Source organism: Pedobacter nutrimenti, from assembly GCF_003208655.1.
GTDB classification, from domain to species: domain Bacteria; phylum Bacteroidota; class Bacteroidia; order Sphingobacteriales; family Sphingobacteriaceae; genus Pedobacter; species Pedobacter nutrimenti.
The window spans coordinates 356,463-376,459 of sequence record NZ_QKLU01000002.1; the positions used below are offsets into that span (position 1 = coordinate 356,463).

Sequence of the window (19,997 nt, forward strand, 5' to 3'; positions counted from 1 at the left end):
ACTTTAACTAGCTTCCGGACCCGAAACCTTTCATTACGCCCCGGTTAGAATTCCGGATAAAATCTACGATCTCATCACGAATTTCGGTTGGCTTAAATTCTGCCTCGATCATATCCAGCGCCTTGGTCACGTTATTGTGTTTCACAAAAAGAACCCTGTAAATCTCCTGTATTTCATTGATCTTTTCTGAAGAAAAACCTCGTCTTCTCAAGCCCACAGAGTTTATTCCCGCATAAGAAAGTGGCTCTCTGGCCGCTTTAACATAGGGAGGAACATCTTTCCGTACCAGGGAACCACCGGTTACAAAGGCATGGGAACCTACTTTTACAAACTGATGAATAGCAACAAGTCCTGCCAGCACAACATAATTACCAATGGTAATGTGACCTGCAAGGGTGGTGCTATTGGAAAAAATGCAGTAGTCCCCTACTTCACAGTCATGGGCAATATGCGAATAAGCCTGTATAAGACAGTTGCTACCAATTACGGTTTTCCATTTATCCTTTGTTCCTCTGTTGATGGTTACACACTCTCTGATTGTGGTATTATCGCCTATTTCTGCCGTAGTTACTTCTCCGGCAAATTTCAGATCCTGGGGAACCCCGGAAATAACGGATCCCGGGAAAACCCTGCAATTCTTACCAATACGTGCGCCATCCATAATGACCACATTAGAACCAATCCAGGTTCCCTCTCCGATTTCCACATCTTTATGTATGACCGCAAAAGGCTCTATAACAACATTATCTGCTATTTTTGCCTGTGGGTGTATATATGCTAAGGGTTGGATCATGCCGTTTTTTCGCTATCTTTAACTTTTACAATCTGTGCCATCATTTCTGCTTCCACTACAACTTTTTCTCCAACCATTCCCACACCCTTCATTTGTGCAATTCCCCGTCTCATCGGCTCCATTAGGTCACATCGAAAGACGATAGTATCTCCTGGAGTAACCTGGGCCCTGAAACGAACATTATCAATCTTTAGAAATAAAGTCAGGTAATTTTGAGGATCGGGAACTGTACTCAACACCAGGATACCTCCGGTCTGCGCCATGGCTTCAATCTGGATAACTCCAGGAAACACTGGCGCCCCTGGGAAATGACCTCTGAAAAGCTCCTCATTCATGGTCACATTTTTTGCACCCACAACATAAGTTTTAGTCAGTTCCAAAATTTTATCTATAAATAAAAAAGGCTGTCTGTGAGGAAGAATATTCATGATCTGAACCACATCATAGAGTGGTTTTACTGAGGGGTCATAAACATGCTGAACTTTTTTATTCTTTTCTTTTTTAATAGCTGCTTTGATTTTTTTTGCAAAAGCAACATTTGCCGCATGCCCTGGTCTTGCTGCCATAATATGTCCCTTTAAATGAACCCCTACTAACGCAAGGTCTCCAATCATGTCTAAAAGCTTATGTCTTGCGGGTTCATTCTGATGTCTAAGCTCCATATTGTTCAGGATCCCCTGAGGGGCAACATCAATCGCATTTCTATTGAATATCTTTGCCAAATGGTCCAACTCATCTTTGGTCACCTCCTTATCTACAATCACAATGGCATTATTTAAATCACCCCCTTTGATCAGATTGTTTTGCAGCTGGTATTCCAGTTCATGAAGAAAGCAAAAGGTCCTGCAGGATGCAATTTCTTTTTTAAACTCTGCAATGCTGGATATGCCTGCGTGCTGACTGCCCAAAACAGGTGAATTATAATCGATCATACAGGTAAACCTGTAATCGTCGAGCGGCATAGCGACAATTTCAACCTTCCGGTCTGCCTCTGTATAGGTAATGTTATGAGGTATGGTGAAATATTCTCTGTCTATATCCTGTAAAACAGTGCCGACACTTTCCAGTGCTTCTAAAAATTGTATCGCACTGCCATCCATAATGGGGGTTTCGGGCCCATCTAATTTCATTAAAACGTTATCAAGGTCCATACCAACCAGAGAAGCCATAACATGCTCTACAGTACTTACACTAGCTCCGTTTTGAGAAATGGTTGTTCCCCGCGCAGTGTCGGTAACATTATCACAATCTGCATCTATAACAGGTTGCCCAGGCAAATCAATCCTTTGAAATTTAAAACCGTGATTTTCAGGTGCAGGACAAAAGGTCAGGGTAACGTTTGCTCCTGTGTGCAAACCAACTCCCTTTACTGAAATCTCCCCCTTTATGGTTTTCTGTTTAACGTTCATTGTTTTCTTTGTATTGTGTCGTACTTTGTTCTATTTGTTGATGGAGCTCTTCGATTTTTGCTTCCAATTTAGCGATGCGCTGTTCAACATCAGGCAACTGTTTAAAAATAACAGAGGCTTTCATCCAATTCCTGTACGGCTGGGCCGGTGTACCATGCCATTGTTTATATTCTTCAATAATACTGGAGTTTACACCGCTTTGAGCACCGATCTGACTTCCCTTTGCAATCGAAAGGTGCCCTGCAATTCCAACCTGCCCGCCAATAACAGAATTTCCTCCAAGTTTAGTGCTTCCTGAAATTCCGGACTGGGCGGCTACAACAGAATTTTCACCAACATCCACATTATGCGCAATCTGTATCAGGTTGTCCAGTTTTACTCCTTTTCGAATAAAAGTAGACCCCATTGTTGCCCTGTCAATGGAAGCATTCGCCCCAATTTCTACATCATCCTCGATAACAACATTACCAATCTGGGCAATCTTGCTGTAAGTACCGTCGGACTGCGGGGCAAACCCAAATCCGTCGCTTCCAATTACCGTATTTGAATGAATTGTAATTCTATTTCCCAATACAGACCGATTGTAAATTTTCACGCCTGGATGTAGAATACAATCCTTTCCCAACCGAGTATCCGAACCTATATAAACCTGCGTATCAATCTTTGTGTTGTCCCCTATTTCGACATTTTCAGCGATATAACTAAATGCTCCGATAAAAACATTTGTGCCTATTTTTGCACTGGGATGAACAAAACAGGGCTGTTCTATCCCACTTCTTTCTGTTTTCTGGTTAATCACCTCATTGTAACGGTCCAGTAAAACAGAAAAAGCACTATAAGGATCTTTGACTTTAATTAAGGTGCACTGAAAAGGCTGAACAGGGACAAAATCCTGGCCAACGATAACCACAGAGGCTTTCGTGCTGTATAGATAATTCTCGTATTTTGGATTGGATAAAAAGCATAAGGATCCTGCCTTACCGTCTTCAATCTTAGAAAGCTCAGCTACTTGAACATTTTCATCACCCTCGATGGTCCCACTTAATAGTTCGTTTATCTGCTTGGCAGTAAATTGCATTTTACAAAGGTATATGTTAAATTGATATGAACAAATAAACCAGCACAGGTTGTCTTATTTTAATGTATGGTCAGAAAAAAAGCTAAAAACGGAATAAAAATTCAAATCTTTTGTTAAAAAATGCTAAATAATTCTTGGGTAACAAAGTATATGCTTTTTGACAGTTTTGTCCAATGACTCTAAATTAGATAAATCGGAAGCCTTTGCAATATCTATCAACACATTATTTTTTTTAAGGATATTGATATTGCTTGTCCCCGCATTGTAAGCTCTATTACGAATGACATCAGTAAAAACAAAATAAGAGGCTTCTTCTTGGCTGATCTTAAAAACCGAGGCCGCATTTTCTTTCAACCTTTCCAGTCTTTGTTGATCGGGAGCTTCATTTGTAATCTCTATCCTGTACAGATTTCTAGTTGTAAGCATCCTACATAAACTGGATAAAATCAAGTCCTGATGATCCTGCCAAACCTTCACAGAGGCAAAGATATCCTGGTCATCCAGCCTTAAAAAATTTGAAAGGTGTTCTGGTTTTTCCAGAAAATCCTTTTCAGAAACGGTATGTTTTAAAAAATGGCTCAGTGCCGGTGTCGCAAAAAGCTCTTGTCCGGCAAGCGCCAGTTCCTTTGCTCTTTCCAACAATTTAACAAGCAACTGCTCGCCAGCAATAACTGTTTTATGCAGGTAAACCTGCCAGTACATTAGTCGCCTGGAAATCAAAAAGTTCTCAATAGAATAAATTCCCTTTTCCTCTATGACCAACTCATCTCCAACCACATTGAACATTTTAATAATCCGGTCAAAGCTGATGACCCCTTCACTCACGCCCGTAAAAAAACTATCTCGGTTCAGGTAATCCATTCTATCCAGATCCAACTGACTGGAGATCAACTGGTGTAGAAATTTTTTTGAGCAAATCCCTTTAAATATATTGATTGCAGGAGTCAGGCGCCCTTTAAAATCATCATTTAGTTTTTCCATAATAAGCATGGAAATCGCCTCATGCTGTATCCCGCTGACCAGAGAATGCTCCAGTGCATGAGAAAAAGGGCCATGTCCTATATCGTGGAGTAAAATCGCAATTGTAGCTGCCTCTTCCTCTTCTCTGGTTATCTCATGACCTTTTCCTTTAAGCACTTCAATAGCCAGGCTCATCAGATGCATTGCGCCCAGAGCATGGTGAAAACGTGTATGTAAAGCCCCTGGATAAACCAAATGCGTCATTCCAAGCTGTTTGATATACCTTAAACGTTGAAACCAGGGGTGAGAAACCAGGTCAAAAACTAAGGCTGAGGGTATATTAATAAAGCCGTAAACCGGATCATTTATTATTTTCTTTTTATTCAATCTTCTGGAAATAAAATTATACGGTACAAAAATTGCTATTTTTATTCACAAATCAGAAAGAGAAATAATTCTAAAAGATTAATTTACATTTTACACATATCAGAATGCAGGAAACCAAAATTCTATGGGCCGACGATGAGATCAACTTGTTAAAACCACATATACTTCTATTAAATGAAAAAGGCTATCACGTCACTACTTTTACAAATGGTAATGATGCGTTGGAGGCTTTTAGCAAAGAGCATTTTGACTTGGTTTTTTTAGACGAAAATATGCCAGGCATGAGTGGCCTGGAGACCCTTTCAGCGATAAAAAACTTAAAAAATGATGTTCCGGTTGTCCTGATTACCAAAAGTGAAGAAGAAAACCTAATGGAAGACGCCATTGGCTCTAAAATAGACGATTACCTGATTAAGCCGGTGAATCCTAAGCAGGTTTTACTGACCATTAAAAAAATCATAGACAACAAAAGGCTCATCAGCGAGAAAACTTCGATGGCCTACCAACAAGATTTCAGGCGCCTTGGAATGACCCTTAACGATAAATTAAGTTACGAGGAATGGGTGGATGTTTACAAAAAGCTTGTTTTTTGGGAGCTGGAGCTCGAAAAACTGGATGACCCCCAAATGCATGAAATTCTGACGATGCAAAAGTCCGAGGCCAATATGCAGTTCTCGAAATTTATTGAGGATCACTATCTGGGCTGGGTAAATGGCAAAGGAAAGCCGCCTTTGCTTTCCAATGAGCTGCTCAAAAAGAAAGTTTTCCCTCTGATCAATTCCAATACCCCGGTTTTTTTTATTCTAATTGACAACCTTCGTTACGACCAGTGGAAAATCATTAACCCATTGATTACCGAGTACTTTAGGCTGGAGGAAGAAGACACATACTCCAGTATTCTTCCTACAGCCACCCAATATGCAAGGAATGCCATCTTTTCTGGCCTGATGCCATTAGAAATGGAAAAAAGACACCCTTCTCTGTGGCAAAATGATGACGATGAAGGAGGGAAAAACATGCATGAAGAGGCTTTTCTTGCAGATCAGATCAAAAGGAGCCTGCGGAAAGATTGCAAATTCAGTTACCATAAAATTCTGACTTATGATGATGGAAGAGCATTGAATGAACAGTTTAATAAGCTGATGCAAAACGAATTCAATGCCATTGTATATAATTTTGTGGACATGCTGTCTCATGCCAGAACCGACATGCAGATGATCCGGGAGCTTGCCAATGACGATGCAGCTTACCGATCACTTACCCTATCCTGGTTTGAGCACTCCCCCTTGCTGGACCTATTGAAAAAACTGGCTCAAAAGAAAGTAAAATTGGTGATCACAACTGATCATGGCACCATAAGGGTAAAGCATCCCAGCAAGGTAATCGGAGACAGAAACACCAATACCAACCTGAGGTATAAACAGGGCCGAAATTTGAATTTCAATGCCAAAGAGGTTTTTTTAATAAAAAACCCTCATGAGGCACAATTACCCAAAATCAATATCAGTTCCAATTATATCTTTGCAAAGGAAGACCGTTATTTTGTTTATCAGAACAATTACAACCAGTTCGTAAATTATTATAACGAAACCTTTCAGCATGGCGGAATATCCCTGGAAGAGATGATTATTCCAATTGCAACCTACACTTCACGCTAATCTTAAAAATGAACATTGAAATCAACGGCCTCCCGGAACTAAAGGAGGCCGCTCAAAAACTACTTACCTTTGCATCAGGAGAAAAAATTTTCCTCTTTGAAGGCGAAATGGGTGCCGGGAAAACCACTTTTATAAAAGAAATCTGCAAGGCCTTGGGGGTTATAGACGTGGTTTCAAGCCCAACCTTTTCTATTGTCAACGAATACCATACCGACCACCAGGATATCGTCTATCACTTTGATTTTTACCGTTTGAAAAATTTAAGGGAGGCTTATGACATCGGGTATGAAGAATATTTTTTTTCGGACCAGTTCTGTCTGATTGAATGGCCTGAAAAAATAGAGGAGCTCATTCCCGAACATTACATCAAAGTGAGTATCCGGAGCACTTCCGCAGAAAAAAGGGAAATCACATTTGTAAAAATTACAACCTAAATTGCTCAATCTAAGGTTATTATTATTAATTTTAGGCAGATAAATATATTAAAATGGCGACAGGATTAAGAGAAGGAATGGCCTCTATTGCCCAAAAAGGACTGCTACAACCAAAAGAAACACTATCTGAAACCAAACCAAAAAACAATAGTCTGTATATTGGCATCCCAAAAGAAATCTCTTTCCAGGAAAACAGAATCGCATTGACCCCCTTATCCGTTGCATTGCTGATCAATAATGGTCATAAAGTAATTATTGAAGCTGGTGCTGGTACCGGCGCCAATTTTTCCGACAGAGACTACAGCGAGCAAGGGGCGATAATTACTTACCATAAAAAAGAAATTTTTGATGCGGATATTATTGTAAAAATTGCTCCGCCTACTTTTGAAGAAATCGCCTTAATGCATAAGGGACAAACCCTGATCTCTGCCTTGCAAATGGGGAATTTGAATGAGACGTATCTTAAGGCCTTACTGGACAAAAAAATCAATGCTTTATGTTTTGAGCAGTTGAGAGATGAAGGAAATGTACTGAGCGTGGTCCGTGCGATGAGTGAAATTGTTGGAGCAACATCTATTTTCATTGCTGCCGAATACCTAAGCAATGTTACAGGAGGCAAAGGCCTTATGCTTGGTGGCTTTACTGGGGTTCCACCAACAGAAGTGGTGATATTGGGCGCAGGCACCGTTGGCGAATATGCGGCACGGACGGCACTCTCTCTGGGTGCAGAGGTAAAAGTATTCGACAGCTCTATTTATCGGCTTAGGAGACTCCAGAATAACTTAGGAAGCCGTGTTTTTACTTCCGTTATGCAACCCATTGTTCTGGGAAAGGCCATTACAACCTGTGATGTTGTTATTGGCGCCATCAGGGCCACCCACGGAAGAAGCCCCTGCATTATTATGGAAGAGACGGTTAGCCGAATGAAGCCCAATTCTGTTGTGATTGATGTAAGTATCGATCAGGGAGGCTGTTTTGAAACATCCGAAGTAACCAACCACAAAGATCCTGTTTTTCGGAAGTATGATGTTATTCACTATTGTGTACCTAATATTGCTTCAAGAGTGCCCAGAACAGCATCTTATGCCTTAACTAATATATTTACCCCTATTTTGGTAGATATAGGGGATATGGGTGGCTTAATGAACGTCGTCTGGAACCGTCCGGGCATAAGAGAAGCGCTTTACACCTATCAGGGTCATCTGACCAGCAAGGACTTGGCAAACATGTTTAATTTGCCCTTCAAAGACATAGAATTACTTGTTGTATCGAACCAATAACCTCATGAAATTTTCTTTTCTTCTGCTCTTTGTTTTATCGTCAAAGCTTAATATAGCTCAAACTCTATCAGAAAAAACAGAGAAACTACAGGTTATTTCTTCTTTAAAAGTTTATAAGGAATCTATTAAAAAAGATGGGAATAAGCAACTACTGGAAATTAAAAAGGAAATTCCAGACGTTGTTCTGGATATCCGTTACGCAACGGATAACAACTTTATGAAACAGGTAATGTACTCCCAGGCAAGGGCTTTTGCCCGAAAACCAGTCATAGAGCAACTCAAAAAAATCCAGGTTGAACTTCGCAAAAAGGGCCTTGGCTTAAAAATATACGACGCCTACCGGCCATATGCCATTACAATTGCTTTTTATAAAAAAGCTACAGATAAAAACTTTGTTGCCAATCCGGCAAAGGGATCAAAACACAACCGGGGCTGCGCAATAGATCTTAGTCTGGTTGACTTCAAGACAAAAAGGGAGGTTCCTATGCCTACTCCTTATGATAGTTTTGCTCCTGAGGCGGCGGCGGATTTTCAAAAATTGCCTATGAACTTACAAAAAAACCGTAATTTTTTGATTAAAATTATGAAGCGTTATGGTTTCAACGTCCTTAAAAACGAGTGGTGGCACTATGACTTTAAAGACTGGAGAACTTACGAAATTCTGGACATCCCCTTTAAAAGCCTTTAATAACGTTTTTAGCCTTATAAATATACTGCAGGTAAACAAAAGCCAAAACAGTCATTCCAGCACAGCAATAAAAGATTTTAGGGATCATAGAAAGATCACTTATAAAGAGCCATCCGGCAAGTAAAGCTCCCGCACCAATTCCAGCCTCCACCGCAATATACATTGTAGCCATCGCTTTCCCCCTATGCTCAGGATCACTCAGGTCCACAGTCCATGCGGTTGCTGTAGGCGAAAGCATTCCTGTGGCCACGCCATATAATACCGAAGCCCCCATTAAGGAAAGAGAACTAGCGGCAAAGCCTATCCAGGTCATTGCAACAACAAGCAGTAAAAGAGATATCTTCAAAATAATCTGCCTCCCATATTGATCAGAGGCTTTCCCTGCAACAAAACGAATCAAAAGGGAAGAAAGGGTAAATACCATAAAAAACAAGCCCTTATTACTTGTTCCAAGGTGTTTGCTCCAGTCCGGAACAACTGTTAATATCGCTCCGTAACTGATGTAACTCATAAAAATAATCAAAGATGCCGGGATAACATGCCATTCAATGATGTCCTTTCTACTGATTTTCAGCAATGATAAGCTAAAAGCCTGTTTCTCAACCAGGGTTTCTTTCATATTTGCCAGAATAACAATCGATAACAAAGCAAATAAAGAAGAACAATAAAAGAGGATGTCAATAGAAAAATGGTCCGTTATGGTACTTCCTATTGCCGGTCCAATGGCCAGTCCTGTGCTAAAACAAACACCATGGACGCCCATCGCTTCTCCCCATCTGCTTACCGGAACCAGATCTGCAACATAGGCTGCTGTAGCGGTCGGTTTAAAGCCGGTCGAAAAGCCATGAATCAACCTCAAAAAAAGAAATCCGGCCACCGTAGTCAGTACCGGATAAAGAAACCCACAAATGAAACAAACAATAGAACCAACAGCCATTACCGGCACCCGCCCAACTGTATCTGTCAATTTTCCACTAAAGGGCCTGGAAATCCCTGCTGTGAGTGTAAATAACGCAATGATAAGTCCCTTATAATTCTCTCCACCCATTGCTGTTAAATAAGCTGGAAGCTCCGGGATCAACATATTAAAACTCGCTGAAAAGAGAAAAGAACTTAAGCAAACCAACCCAAATTTAAGGGTATAGATAGAATCCGTTTTTTGCGGCATGGAACAAGGAAGTAGGGCACAAAGTTAATAAAAAAACCAGGCAACCAGATTTAATTCCAGGCCTTAAGTTTTGCCAGCAAAAAATCGAGATCCTTTTTCTCATGCCAACTGCTCAAAACAATCCTGTCCAATAGTGGTCCCGTCCTGTCTGGATAAGCAAATGAAGAAATCAGGATGTTCTGTTTTAATAAGAGATCACTCATTCCATCCCTCCGGCTTAAATAGACAGGAAAATCATCTGTATAACTAAAGTGATGCCCAAAGGCGTCTAGCTGTTTTAAAAAATACCCAGAAAGCTCCAGAAGTTTTTCCTGTTGTCTCAGGTAAAGCTGTTCTGATTGCATAAAGGCAAATAAACCTGCGGCCGATGGTGGTGATGCCCCCTGGAATTCATTTGTTTGTTTCAGTGAACGAATAAGCGCATTGCTCCCTAAAATTAAGCCTGCATCAACCCCGAGCGCCTTAGCCATGGAAGCTAAAACCAAAACATGAATGTTTTTTTTCCTAGGCAGGGTTTTATAATTGCCCAATCCGCCATTAAGGATACCAATAGCGTGCGAATCATCGACAATCAACAAAATCTGCTTATCCTGACTCAGCCTAGATAAAAAAGAGAAATCATAACGTTCAGGGAGTAAATTATTTAAACCGTTACTAATCACTACCCAGTGTTTTTTACTGCTATTCTGAATCGTTTGGATAATTTCTTCCTTCCACTGTTCAAAAGGAAGATGTACCTCAGGCCGCCCATTAATCCATAGTGCAGGGTGTGTATCCGGCGCATAAAGGGCTTCACCCCAGTGTTTAAAATGATTAAGCGTCATTTGTGCCGCAAGATAGCCACTGGAAGTAATCAAGGCATTTTCTGCACCAAAACGACTCGCTGCAATACTTTCAGCTTCATCATAAATTCCCAGTTGGACATTATTGGCTCTGCTGGTTCCATTGTTCAGGCCAAAAATCCTTATACCTTCCAAATAATATTTCAGAAAATTCTCGTCCCTGGGAATGCCAAGATAAGCGGTGCCGCCAAAATAAAGACAAGCATCAGGGCCACTACCAACCTGAGGTCCCAGAGCCTGCTGCAGATGGTTAAAAATTCTCATGAATATAGGTCACAATTCTTGTCATTTCTTTTCTTACTTCTGAAGTCGGTAAAACAAAATTATTATTCATAAAGGAATAAATATATATTTTCCCCTTTTTTGTCAAAACATACCCGCTCTGATTATGATTATTGGATAAAGTACCTGTTTTTCCATATACAAAGGGGTTTTCAGTTGCAGGATAGGCATTCCGTAAAGTTCCGCTTTTTCCTCCGGAAGGCAATAGACTAAACAGCCTTTCCCTATTGTTTACTTCTTTATAAATCAGGCGGAGCAATACAATAATATCTCTGGGGGTAAACAGGTTTCCTCTTGACAAGCCCGATCCATCTACCCAGGAAGGTGGATCGGGGAGTTCTTTAAGATAGTTTTTCTCTATATACTTTATTGTTTTTTCTGTATTCAGTTCCCCTGAAATCTGATTAGAACATACCAGAAGTAGTTGTTCTGCTATAAAATTGTCACTGGGCAGCATCATTTGCTTCAGGACAGCATCCGTTTTTAGATTGTAAATGGTTTTTGCATCTTCCGGGATTGTCTTATTTATCCATTCAACTTTTTTCTTCAACGTATCCGAAAGCAGTAAGAGACTGAGTTCGGTGTTAATTTTAAATGGGATCTGCTGATGGTAATTACTTTGTGGTATAGGCCCGGAGTAATAAAATTGATTGCTTAAAAAATCTCTTTTAATATTAAATTCTGTCCCCATAACACTGCTGTCCCTGCTAAGATAATGTTCAAAAAACGGAGGGAAAACAATTATTTTCCCGTTTTTTATCCGGAAATCAACCAGGTTATCCATCATGGGTAGCTCATTAATTTCTGCCTGATAATAATCGTTGTAATCATCCCATTGCCATCCATTTCCATAAAAATTTCCCGTGTACCTCCCTTTTGCAAAAAACAATTTTTTCACACTGCTTTTTAAAAAATCAAAACTTCTTGTACCCTTTAACGCTGTCTGCAGAAAAGAAGGGTCTCCTGTTCCCCAAAAAATCAAAGAATCCCCTCTTTCAATATACCTTAAAGAAGGGATGGAGTCAGGTAACATTTTCAGCGCAGCATAAAAAGTAAACAACTTGGTATTAGAAGCTGGTGTAAAATACTTATCTCCGTTTTTTGAATAAATTACTTTGTCATTCTGTAAATCGGCTATTGCAAAACCAACATGATACTTTCCCATCACCTCCGAATTCCGGAAGGCGTGCTGTAATTTTCTGGCCATCTGTTGAGAAGTAGAGCAGCCACCGAATAATACAACACATAAACATGAAAATAAATAAACTGCTTGTTTATAATAATGTGACATTCTTAAATTTAGAGTTGGGAATATGTTACTAAATTATTAAATTACTTCATGAAAACCTGTCCAGGATTTACAAAAAAGATCTTTTTATTTATTCTCTTTTTTCAATTCTCATGTTCAGGCTTTTTAATGGCCCAATCCTTTTCTTTTGAGGGTAAACGGGAAAAAGACGCCATAGATTTCAAACTCGTTAAGAATTTGATTATTATTCCCATTTATATTAACAATAAAGGGCCCTTTAATTTTATTCTGGATACTGGGGTTGGCCCGATGATCATTACTGATCCTTCTGTCATGGACAGCCTTCATTTAAAACCAATACGCATTACAAAACTCTCTGGCATTGGCAACGGTCCGGATATCGAAGCTTACCTGACAGATGAGATTAAAGTACAGGTCGGTAAATCTTCTATTTCAAATATGCCTACCGCAATTTTAAAAGAGGACCTCTTTAACCTTTCTAATTTTGTAGGGGTACATATCCATGGTCTTATTGGTTATTATTTTTTTAACAGTTTCATTGTAAAAATCAATTATCCTTCGAGACGATTGGCATTCAGCCTTCCTGATCTGCCGGTTAAGATGAAAGGAATAAAAATTCCTTTAGAAATGATCAACAACAAGCCATACGCATGGGCAAACCTGGAGCTTCAGAACCGGGAGAAGATAAAAGCGAAACTGATCATTGATATTGGGGCCAGTCATGCAGTCTCTCTGGAATCGCTTCATGAAAAGGCCTTCCCTCTTCCTGAGAAAACGATCGAAGCCAACCTGGGGATGGGTTTTACCGGATTAATTGGTGGACATATTGGCCGCATAAACAGTCTGGAAATCGCAGGAGTTACTTTTAAAAATGTCCTGTCCTCTTTTCCTGATTATGAAGATGCAGCCGCCAAATCAAATGTTAAAGAGCGCAACGGAAATTTAGGAAGTGATTTGCTCAAGTTCTTTGACCTCACATTTGATTATCAAAACTTCAATGTTTATTTGAAACCAAGCCGATACTTTAAAAAAGTTTTTGAGCACGATATGTCGGGCATGGAGGTATATGTCGAAGAGAGAAAGTTTAATGTCTTTATCGTTGGCAGGATAGAACCCGGATCGCCTGCTGAACTTGCTGACATCAGGCCAGGAGATCAGATTGTCTCCATTAACTTTAAGCCTTTTGAAGAATATAGCCTGAATGATATAGATCTCCTGCTGAAATCAGCAGAGAATAGAAGGATTATATTATTGCTCAACAGGGAAAACAAGATGATTTATAAGCTTCTCACCTTGAAACGAAGAATATAGCACCTTCAGTAACTTTACGGTTACAAATAGATTTTTTAAGGCCTCCAATTATTTACCTTCTAATTTTGGCCTGCTGTTCCTCATTTTTTCGTTATGCTTAAATTCTATTTTTCATCTTTGTTGTTATTTTTAGGTGCTTCTGTTGTTTTTGCCCAACATCAGGACTCCCTCACTTTGGTATCCGCCCACTGGACAAAGAAAAAAATAGCCCCGAAAACCTTTTTATTTTCCTTTCATTTTGAACATAAAGATCTGTTCCTCTCCAATCAGAATATTAACTACATTGCAGTAAAAAGGGCAAGAAGATCTCCTGTGCCTTCTTTTGGATACGAAGTCCGGGAACTTCGCAGCACCAGCAGTTTTGGCGAAAAAAATCAAGCTATTGCAGCCATTAACGGAACTTTTTTTGACGTAAAAAATGGAGGCTCCGTTGATTTCCTCAAAATAAACGGAACGATTATAAGCAAGAATAAGTTGGAAAAAAATTCGCTCCGGGCAAAACACCAGCAGGCGGCTTTAGTGATTAAAAACCAAAGCATGGATATTCAGAAATGGGACGGCACCGATTCCTGGGAAAATGAAATAGAGGCTTCGGATGTCATGTTGAGCGGACCGCTACTTACACTGGATAGCCAGGATCAATTACTAGACAGTACTTCTTTCTCTAAATCACGACACCCCAGGAGCAGTATTGGATTAAAACCTGATGGAACGCTTATCCTTTTGACCGTCGATGGACGTAACGAAAATTCTGCAGGTATGAGCCTGGAAGAACTCCGGAAAGTGATGCGGTGGATTGGCTGTAAAAGTATAATAAACCTGGATGGTGGGGGGTCCACAACCTTATGGATAAAAAATTTCCCTGAAAACGGTATTGTCAATTATCCGACAGACAATAAAAAGTGGGATCATGGTGGCGAAAGAAAAGTTGCAAATGTTATCCTTTTAAAAAAGAAACCCTGATATATTTGCGCCAAAGATAACCGACCATGATTAAAATCAACCAGATCTGTTGTATACTATCCGTAATTTTTGCCCTTAGCGGCTGCAACAATGGTTCTGCAGATCAGCAAACAAAAAGACAAGTAAAACCCAGATTGTCTTTTTCAGCGGTAAAAGGGATTAAATACCACGAAGTAAAACGTCGGTTTTCTAATGGCCTTTCTTTCGATTCCATCGGATTTCAACAAGAACCAAGCTGGATCATACAATTTGTATCAAATGACTCCATTTTGGCCTACAGCCCTGAAAAAAAAAGAATGCTGGGTTTTCATTTGCACTATGATCACGGCGATGTATATAATTTTGCAAAAGAATGGTTTAGAATTAAAAGCAGCTCCACTGACAGCATTATTATGCAAAGGTTACAGGTCAATAAAAAAGAAATTGCAAATGACATCCGATCAGATGTTAATTTGACTTTTTATTCCGAAAATTACATTAAAGACCATTTAAAATCCAGCCCGGCAGAATTACAGAAGCCAACAAAACACGATACTGCTTTTATAAAAGGCCTTGCAGAAAGAGCAAATAAATATCCTTTTCAAAGAGACAGCGTTTTTGCCGCCAGACAACCCGTAGAGCTTCGACCAAACAGTGACCTTGTTTCCGTAGAAAAATTAAGTTCTGTTGACGTTTTGGGTGGTAAAACACAGGCTTATGATTACCTATATCCAAGCTTCAGAATTGTATTAAAAAAAGCATACAAAGACTTCGGATATACCTTTACTGTATTGGTTGATGAAAAAGGGAAAATGTCGCTTGGTACTTTCAGTGGCGAAATTCCGGAATTTCATGAAGTGCGAAAAAAAGTCCTGCAGGGTATCATCTCTGTTTATCTTCAAAATTTATTAAAAATTAAACCTGGTACAACTTTGGGCATAGCTCATGCAAGCGAAATTACCGTGACCGTAAAAGGGATAAAATAAAGCCAATAAGTCTCTCATAATCTTACTATTATCAAAAAAAGTTGCTTTTGCTGATAATCCCAAAATAATTACTACCTTGCAGACTTAATTTTTAATATTATAATACAATGCAAGAAGGAACAGTAAAATTTTTTAATGTAACTAAAGGTTTCGGATTCATCATCCCTGCAAACGGAGATAGCGAAATTTTTGTACATTCAACAGGCCTTATCGACGAAATTCGTGAAAACGATAAAGTTGAGTATGACGTGGAAAGCGGCAAAAAAGGGTTGAATGCGATTAATGTTAAAGTAATCTAGATTATTATAACCATAATTCGTACAAGCTTCCTGATTGAATCAGGAAGCTTTTTTTATAATCTTTATTTTCCTTTAACGACCTCAAAAAGAAGTTCAGGTTCATTTGTTGTAATAAAATCAACATTACGGTCCAGCAGCCATTTCATATCTGCCTCTTGATTTACGGTCCAGGCATTCAGCGTTAAGCCCAGCTCTTTAGCCTTGGAAAACCAGCTCTCGTCCTTTTTAAATACACTGAAGTGATAATCTGCTCCTGCAAAACGATCAGCCTTGAGTTGTTCCGGAGAAACTTCTCCTTTAAGATAAGCGACTTTAGCTTTTGGATCTAATTCCAGAATACGCTGAAGTACACCATAGTTAAAGCTAATGTACTCCATCCATTCTTCCATTTTCATTTTTTTTACCATGGCGACCACTGCATTGGTTAGGTCCATTAAATGCTGTTGGTTCTTATCTTCCTTGATTTCCAAAATCAACCTTGTCCCTTTTTGTTTTTTTCCTTCTTTTAAATATTGTTCAAGAGTGGGGATTTCTTCACCATTGCTCATTTTTTTTTCCTGTAATTGTTTAAATGTTGACTTTGCAATCACAATTCCTTGAAAATCATCGTCATGGTTAACCACAAGCATACCATCGGCGGTCATGTGAACATCAAACTCTGATCCGTAACATTTCAAGCGAAAAGCTTCTTTTAAAGAAGCAATTGAATTTTCAGGAAGATTATTTTTCTTCCATGCCCCGCGGTGGGCAATCACTTTATTGGTATTCCACTTGTTGCTTTGGGACATAACACAGACTGAAGATAAACAAAGACACAATAAAAGGGAAAGAGATAATTTCATCTTAATTATTTTTAAGGCTAAAATAGCAGTTTTTAATTACTTTTATGATATGGAGAGCAATTACGGACTTCTGATTTCCAAGATAAACGAGTTTAGCAAAAAATATTATCTGAACAATCTTTTAAAGGGTTTCATTTATACCATTGCCCTCATCTTAGCGCTGTATACTATCCTTTTTATAACGATTTACTATACCAGACCCAGTGTTGGTATCAAAACAGCGCTTTTCTTTTCCTACTTAATAGCCATTGCTATAGCTTTCTTTTTTTGGATGGTCAATCCAATCTTAATCCTTTTAAAATTACGCAGGCCACAGCGTACTGAGGAAATGGCAAAATTAATCGGGACCCACTTTTCCGATGTCAAGGATAAACTACTGAATGCTTTACAACTGAAATCCCTTGCAGATCAGTCAGTTGGTAATAATGCCCTTTTATTGGCAAGTATAGATCAAAAAATCAGCGAATTACGACCCATCCCCTTTAGCAGTGCGATTCACTTTAACGACAACAGAAAATATCTTAAATATTTGCTGTTACCACTCTCGATTATCCTTTTTATTGCTTTCCTTGCCCCCTCCATTTTAAATGAGGGAACCAATAGTTTCCTTGGTTACAACAAAGAAATTCTTCCTGTAGCTCCTTTCCATTTTAGCTTATTAAATCAGCAAAAGTACATCACACAAGGTGAAAATTACACTATCCAATTACACTTGCAGGGGGACCAGCTTCCTCAGGATATTTATCTAACCGAAGGCGTAAATAGCTATAAGCTCGAAAAGAAAAGTATTACCGAATTCCTTTATACGTTTAAAAATGTTCAAAAAAACTTATCCTTCCGTTTTTCAGGGGGCGGTTTTAATTCTTCATTATATACGATTTATGTAAAACCGAGACCTTCTGTTGTAAATATCAGCGCGCTCATTCATTATCCGGCCTATCTTCAAAAAAAAGATGAGGAACTGTTCAACACAGGAGATCTTACCCTTCCTGAAGGAAGTCTCGTAAACTGGACTGTAAAAACAGAACATAGCACTATACTTCATTTCAGACTTGGAAAAATGAAGCTAAAAAAAATTGTAGAAGATAATAAAGCACAATTTCAAGCGATATTAAAGGAAAATGACCGCTATCACATCTACCCGGAAAACAATTACTCTGTCCTTACGGATTCCATCAGCTATTCTATTCAGGTCATTAAAGATCAATACCCCGAAATTTCTGTGACAGAAATGCCAGATTCTTCGAGCAGCAAATCTCTTTATTTTTCCGGAAAGATTACGGATGACCATGGTTTTAGTGCCTTGCATTTTCGTTATAACGTCATGGAAAAAGGAAAGATAAAATCCAGTTTTTCTAAAATATTACCAGTTAAAAACAATCAGACTCAAAATTCCTTTTTCTTTTTCTGGGATACGAAGAACCTTTCAACAGAAAAGGATCAGCATATAGAATACTATTTTGAAGTGAAAGACAACGATGGTGTAAATGGTCCCAAATCAAGTAAATCTGCTATAAAAACTTTACATATTCCCTCCACAGCACAGATCACAGAGAAAATCGACCAGGCAGGCAAGACACTCAAGCAAAAAATGGAAAACGCTATAAAACTTGCGGGCAATATAGAGAAAGAAAGTAAAAAGCTTAGTGCCGCACTGCTCAATAAGAAGCAACTTGCCTTTGAAGATAAAAAACAAATTGAACAGCTTTTGGAGAAGCAAAAACAACTGGAACAGACCGTCAAGGATATCAAAAAAACAAATGAGCAAAATACTCAGGAAAAAGAGGAAAACAACCTTATAAAAGAAGATTTGATCAAAAAACAGCAACAAATAGATGATCTGTTCAACCACGTTCTGGATGAAAAAACAAAGGATTTGCTTCAAAAACTTCAGGACTTAATGAATGAGAATAATAAAGAAAGTACTTCAAACGAGCTTTCTAAAATGCAAATGGATAATAAATCCTTAAAAAATGAACTGGATAGAATTCTTCAGCTCTATAAACAGTTGGAGTTCGAACAAGCTCTTCAGCAAACTGCAGATCGCTTGAACGAACTTTCAAAACAGCAAAATGAGCTGAGTAAAAAAAGTCTGGAAAAAAACACAGAAACCGACTTTTTAAAAAATAAGCAAGAGGATCTTTCCAAAAGTTTAAACACTTTAAAAAATGAACTCAAAAAATTAGACGAAAAAAATCAGCTGTTGGAAAAACCAAACCCTTTTCAAATGCCAGACAATGAAATTTCCAAAATAGAACGTTCACAAAAGGCTGCCCAGGATCAACTTTCTAAACAAGACCGAGGTAAAACATCAGAAAACCAGAAAAAAGCAGCAGAAGACCTAAAAAGCTTATCAGAGAAGATCAAGGAAACGCAACAAGAATCTGTAGAGACAGAAAGTAACCTGAATATAAAAGAGCTGAGAAAATTACTCCAGAATTTACTAAATACTTCATTTGATCAGGAAAAAGTGATGCTGGACCTCCGAGGATTGAATGGCAACGATCCTAAGTATACCAGCATTGTCCAAAAGCAACGCATTGTGAAAGACAATATGAAAACAATTGCAGATAGTCTTTTCTCATTGAGTAAAAGGGTACCACAAATTACCAGTACTGTAAATGAAGAAATTCAACGGATCAATATGAATATTGATAAAAGTCTTGATCTGCTCGGTGATCGTCTCACCCCCCAGGCAAATCAAAACCAGCAATATGCAATGACTTCTATCAACAATCTTACCTTAATGCTCAATGAAGCCCTGGAGCAATTACAGAAAATGAAAAACTCCGGGGGTAATGGAAAAGGAAAAAAACAACAAAGCATGCAGCAATTGCAAAAAATGCAACAGCAGCTGAATAGCAATATGCAAAAGGCAAAAGACCAATTGGAGAAAAACGGAAACAAGGGCACCGCACCTAAAGGGGTTATGAGCCAGGAAATGGCCAAAATGGCCCAGCAGCAACAAATGATAAGGGAAGCCCTGGAAAAAATCAACAGGGAAGAAAACAAAGATGGAAAAGGCAAATTTGGGAACTTGAACCAAATGGTCCAGGATATGAAGTTAACTGAAGAAGAATTGGTAAATAAAAGAATAGAACAGGGAACATTAAAGCGGCAGAGAGATTTGCTTACTAAACTCCTTGATGCGGAAAAAGCAGAAAGAGAGCAAGAACAGGATGCAAAAAGGGAAAGTAAAACAGGAAAGGACTTTCCTCCTTCCTATCAAAAAATGCTTGAAAGATATAAAATCCAACAACGAAATGACCTGGAAAGCTTTCAAAAGCTTCCTCCCGATTTAAATTATTACTATAAAAATAAAATCAGCAACTATTTTAAATTACTAAATTCGACCCCATAATTTATTT

At 38.8% G+C, this 19,997-nt stretch carries 17 protein-coding genes; 9 read left to right on the plus strand and 8 right to left on the minus strand.

The genetic code is table 11. From position 1 onward, the window contains the following. Positions 1 to 7: 7 nt before the first annotated feature. The 4 genes from lpxA to B0O44_RS06305 form a co-directional block, all read right to left on the minus strand. Positions 8 to 793, minus strand: coding sequence for an acyl-ACP--UDP-N-acetylglucosamine O-acyltransferase (gene lpxA, locus B0O44_RS06290; RefSeq protein ID WP_084238270.1), 786 nt, complete (start codon positions 791 to 793; stop codon positions 8 to 10). After that, on the minus strand, positions 790 to 2,202 hold the full coding sequence (locus B0O44_RS06295) for a bifunctional UDP-3-O-[3-hydroxymyristoyl] N-acetylglucosamine deacetylase/3-hydroxyacyl-ACP dehydratase (protein WP_110828256.1): 1,413 nt from the start codon (positions 2,200 to 2,202) through the stop codon (positions 790 to 792). Before B0O44_RS06295 ends, lpxA begins: the two co-directional genes overlap by 4 nt. Next, entirely contained in the window at positions 2,192 to 3,280 is a 1,089-nt protein-coding gene (lpxD, locus tag B0O44_RS06300) for a UDP-3-O-(3-hydroxymyristoyl)glucosamine N-acyltransferase (protein ID WP_110828258.1), read from the minus strand. The genes B0O44_RS06295 and lpxD overlap by 11 nt, the downstream gene beginning before the upstream one ends. Before the next feature lie 123 nt (positions 3,281 to 3,403). Then, entirely contained in the window at positions 3,404 to 4,627 is a 1,224-nt protein-coding gene (locus B0O44_RS06305; protein ID WP_110828261.1) for an HD domain-containing protein, read from the minus strand. A 104-nt stretch (positions 4,628 to 4,731) separates the two neighbouring features. On the opposite strand from B0O44_RS06305, the gene porX reads away from it, so the two are divergent. Genes porX through B0O44_RS06325 form a run of 4 tightly spaced genes read left to right on the plus strand, consistent with a single transcriptional unit; the run spans position 4,732 to position 8,687 of the window. After that, complete coding sequence (porX, locus tag B0O44_RS06310; protein ID WP_110828263.1) at positions 4,732 to 6,285, plus strand: T9SS response regulator signal transducer PorX; 1,554 nt, start codon at positions 4,732 to 4,734, stop codon at positions 6,283 to 6,285. A gap of 8 nt (positions 6,286 to 6,293) precedes the next feature. Further along, complete coding sequence (gene tsaE, locus B0O44_RS06315) at positions 6,294 to 6,719, plus strand: tRNA (adenosine(37)-N6)-threonylcarbamoyltransferase complex ATPase subunit type 1 TsaE (RefSeq protein WP_110828266.1); 426 nt, start codon at positions 6,294 to 6,296, stop codon at positions 6,717 to 6,719. Positions 6,720 to 6,772: 53 nt separating this feature from the next. Further along, a complete protein-coding gene (locus B0O44_RS06320) occupies positions 6,773 to 7,999 on the plus strand; it encodes an alanine dehydrogenase (protein ID WP_110828268.1) in 1,227 nt (408 codons plus the stop codon). A 4-nt stretch (positions 8,000 to 8,003) separates the two neighbouring features. Further along, the gene (locus B0O44_RS06325; RefSeq protein ID WP_110828271.1) at positions 8,004 to 8,687 is read left to right on the plus strand and encodes a M15 family metallopeptidase; all 684 of its coding nucleotides are present in this window, start codon (positions 8,004 to 8,006) and stop codon (positions 8,685 to 8,687) included. Here B0O44_RS06325 and B0O44_RS06330 read toward each other — a convergent pair. Genes B0O44_RS06330 through B0O44_RS06340 form a run of 3 tightly spaced genes read right to left on the minus strand, consistent with a single transcriptional unit; the run spans position 8,674 to position 12,186 of the window. Next, positions 8,674 to 9,855 (minus strand): MFS transporter, encoded by a 1,182-nt coding sequence (locus tag B0O44_RS06330; protein WP_110828273.1) that lies wholly within the window; start codon positions 9,853 to 9,855, stop codon positions 8,674 to 8,676. The genes B0O44_RS06325 and B0O44_RS06330 overlap by 14 nt on opposite strands. A 50-nt stretch (positions 9,856 to 9,905) precedes the next feature. Then, positions 9,906 to 10,961 (minus strand): aminotransferase class I/II-fold pyridoxal phosphate-dependent enzyme, encoded by a 1,056-nt coding sequence (locus tag B0O44_RS06335; RefSeq protein ID WP_110828276.1) that lies wholly within the window; start codon positions 10,959 to 10,961, stop codon positions 9,906 to 9,908. After that, on the minus strand, positions 10,948 to 12,186 hold the full coding sequence (locus B0O44_RS06340) for a D-alanyl-D-alanine carboxypeptidase/D-alanyl-D-alanine-endopeptidase (protein ID WP_245943606.1): 1,239 nt from the start codon (positions 12,184 to 12,186) through the stop codon (positions 10,948 to 10,950). The genes B0O44_RS06335 and B0O44_RS06340 overlap by 14 nt, the downstream gene beginning before the upstream one ends. Positions 12,187 to 12,396: 210 nt before the next feature. On the opposite strand from B0O44_RS06340, the gene B0O44_RS06345 reads away from it, so the two are divergent. The 4 genes from B0O44_RS06345 to B0O44_RS06360 all read left to right on the plus strand — a co-directional run bounded on the left by B0O44_RS06345 (position 12,397) and on the right by B0O44_RS06360 (position 15,787). Then, positions 12,397 to 13,560, plus strand: coding sequence for an aspartyl protease family protein (locus B0O44_RS06345; RefSeq protein ID WP_170123281.1), 1,164 nt, complete (start codon positions 12,397 to 12,399; stop codon positions 13,558 to 13,560). Between the two features lie 93 nt (positions 13,561 to 13,653). After that, on the plus strand, positions 13,654 to 14,523 hold the full coding sequence (locus B0O44_RS06350; RefSeq protein WP_110828282.1) for a phosphodiester glycosidase family protein: 870 nt from the start codon (positions 13,654 to 13,656) through the stop codon (positions 14,521 to 14,523). 26 nt (positions 14,524 to 14,549) lie between these two features. Beyond that, positions 14,550 to 15,488: a hypothetical protein gene (locus B0O44_RS06355; protein WP_110828285.1), complete on the plus strand. Its 939-nt coding sequence runs from the start codon at positions 14,550 to 14,552 to the stop codon at positions 15,486 to 15,488. A 107-nt stretch (positions 15,489 to 15,595) separates the two neighbouring features. Then, positions 15,596 to 15,787, plus strand: coding sequence for a cold-shock protein (locus B0O44_RS06360; protein WP_008241764.1), 192 nt, complete (start codon positions 15,596 to 15,598; stop codon positions 15,785 to 15,787). A gap of 62 nt (positions 15,788 to 15,849) precedes the next feature. Here B0O44_RS06360 and B0O44_RS06365 read toward each other — a convergent pair whose 3' ends face one another. Next, positions 15,850 to 16,575 (minus strand): glycerophosphodiester phosphodiesterase, encoded by a 726-nt coding sequence (locus B0O44_RS06365; protein WP_245943607.1) that lies wholly within the window; start codon positions 16,573 to 16,575, stop codon positions 15,850 to 15,852. Between the two features lie 103 nt (positions 16,576 to 16,678). Between B0O44_RS06365 and B0O44_RS06370 the strand changes: the two genes are divergently transcribed. Then, complete coding sequence (locus B0O44_RS06370) at positions 16,679 to 19,990, plus strand: DUF4175 family protein (RefSeq protein WP_110828289.1); 3,312 nt, start codon at positions 16,679 to 16,681, stop codon at positions 19,988 to 19,990. The last annotated feature ends 7 nt before the right edge of the window (positions 19,991 to 19,997 follow it).

Bases quoted from the DNA above. Each gene is read 5' to 3' on its own strand.
- B0O44_RS06370 (WP_110828289.1), top strand. From the start codon at position 16,679: ATGGAGAGCAATTACGGACTTCTGATTTCCAAGATAAACGAGTTTAGC.
- B0O44_RS06295 (WP_110828256.1), bottom strand. From the start codon at position 2,202: ATGAACGTTAAACAGAAAACCATAAAGGGGGAGATTTCAGTAAAGGGA.
- tsaE (WP_110828266.1), top strand. From the start codon at position 6,294: ATGAACATTGAAATCAACGGCCTCCCGGAACTAAAGGAGGCCGCTCAA.
- B0O44_RS06350 (WP_110828282.1), top strand. From the start codon at position 13,654: ATGCTTAAATTCTATTTTTCATCTTTGTTGTTATTTTTAGGTGCTTCT.
- B0O44_RS06365 (WP_245943607.1), bottom strand. From the start codon at position 16,575: ATGTCCCAAAGCAACAAGTGGAATACCAATAAAGTGATTGCCCACCGC.
- B0O44_RS06335 (WP_110828276.1), bottom strand. From the start codon at position 10,961: ATGAGAATTTTTAACCATCTGCAGCAGGCTCTGGGACCTCAGGTTGGT.
- B0O44_RS06345 (WP_170123281.1), top strand. From the start codon at position 12,397: ATGGCCCAATCCTTTTCTTTTGAGGGTAAACGGGAAAAAGACGCCATA.
- B0O44_RS06330 (WP_110828273.1), bottom strand. From the start codon at position 9,855: ATGCCGCAAAAAACGGATTCTATCTATACCCTTAAATTTGGGTTGGTT.
- B0O44_RS06355 (WP_110828285.1), top strand. From the start codon at position 14,550: ATGATTAAAATCAACCAGATCTGTTGTATACTATCCGTAATTTTTGCC.
- B0O44_RS06360 (WP_008241764.1), top strand. From the start codon at position 15,596: ATGCAAGAAGGAACAGTAAAATTTTTTAATGTAACTAAAGGTTTCGGA.
- lpxD (WP_110828258.1), bottom strand. From the start codon at position 3,280: ATGCAATTTACTGCCAAGCAGATAAACGAACTATTAAGTGGGACCATC.
- B0O44_RS06320 (WP_110828268.1), top strand. From the start codon at position 6,773: ATGGCGACAGGATTAAGAGAAGGAATGGCCTCTATTGCCCAAAAAGGA.
- B0O44_RS06325 (WP_110828271.1), top strand. From the start codon at position 8,004: ATGAAATTTTCTTTTCTTCTGCTCTTTGTTTTATCGTCAAAGCTTAAT.
- B0O44_RS06340 (WP_245943606.1), bottom strand. From the start codon at position 12,186: ATGGCCAGAAAATTACAGCACGCCTTCCGGAATTCGGAGGTGATGGGA.
- lpxA (WP_084238270.1), bottom strand. From the start codon at position 793: ATGATCCAACCCTTAGCATATATACACCCACAGGCAAAAATAGCAGAT.
- porX (WP_110828263.1), top strand. From the start codon at position 4,732: ATGCAGGAAACCAAAATTCTATGGGCCGACGATGAGATCAACTTGTTA.